2 protein-coding genes and 1 tRNA gene are annotated in these 1048 nt (G+C 59.4%); 1 reads left to right on the forward strand and 2 read right to left on the reverse strand.

Annotated features, from left to right (window positions below):
- The coding region (locus ABT116_RS50000) for an AMIN-like domain-containing (lipo)protein (protein ID WP_351648429.1) at positions 1 to 447 on the reverse strand (447 nt) is incomplete at its 3' end.
- Positions 448 to 520: 73 nt separating this feature from the next.
- Positions 521 to 597, reverse strand: a tRNA-Leu gene (locus ABT116_RS50005).
- A 98-nt stretch (positions 598 to 695) separates the two neighbouring features.
- Between ABT116_RS50005 and ABT116_RS50010 the strand changes: the two genes are divergently transcribed.
- A partial coding sequence (locus ABT116_RS50010) for a response regulator (RefSeq protein WP_351648432.1) occupies positions 696 to 1048 on the forward strand: 353 nt, incomplete at its 3' end.

The raw sequence follows: 1048 nt of genomic DNA on the forward strand, positions 1-1048 counted from the left end.
GACCTGAAGTATCGATCGACTGCCGACATCCACGACTGTGCTGTCACCCGCTCGGATTGCTTCACTGACATATTCGGCTTTCCAGAACACAGATCCGCTTCCGTCGAAGCGATAGGTGATGCGAGTGAAACCATCGTGATCGGTCACGTCGATCTCGGTCACCTCGACGCGCGGATTCGGTGAAGGGATCTCCGTGTCGTTCGGCAACGGGGGAAGCATGGAGATCTCGGTGGATGGGGCATCGGTCGGGGGAGAGCCGACCTGAAGGGTGCCGGTCTGTGTTGCAGCATCGAGGACGGCCTGGGTGGAAGATTCGCCGGCAGTGTTGGATTCGCGGGCGGTGTTGGATTCGCGGGCGGTGTCGGATTGGTCGTCAGTCTGACACCCGGAGAGCAGCACGAAAATAAAGATGGCTCCGAGCAGAGCAATCAGCCGACGACCGTTCATGGATCGAATCTAGCCGCGGTTGATCTGGGGTACAGCCGAATGCCGAACCTTGCGGTGCGGCGGCTGCGGCAGGTGGTGCCCTCGGTGAGACTCGAACTCACACTGGACGGGTTTTGAATCCGTTTCCTCTGCCAATTGGGATACGAGGGCTTGTTGCGATGACTACATTAGAAGATGCGATTTCAATGTCAAACACCGGTACCCTCTAATCGTTCGCGTCTCGTGTCGGGGCGGTTCGATGGAGGAGGATGGTGGCCATGAATTCGCCGCAGCCGCAAGGCAATCAGCTCGCACCCCGTCGTGTTGTCGTCGCTGAAGACGAGGCGTTGATCCGTATGGATCTGGTCGAGATGCTTCGCGAAGAGGGCTACGACGTCGTCGGTGAGGCGGGTGACGGGCAGGTCGCGGTGGAGTTGGCCGAGTCGCTCAAGCCTGATCTGGTCATCATGGACGTGAAGATGCCCAGGAGAGACGGCATCGACGCCGCTTCGGAGATTGCCGCCAAACGCATCGCTCCTGTTGTCATTCTCACAGCATTCAGTCAGCGCGAGTTGGTGGAGCGCGTGGTCTCCGCGAGTCTTGGATTCCACCTGCGCCGAGC

The organism is Streptomyces sp. NPDC002130 (assembly GCF_040296465.1).
Lineage (GTDB): Bacteria > Actinomycetota > Actinomycetes > Streptomycetales > Streptomycetaceae > Streptomyces.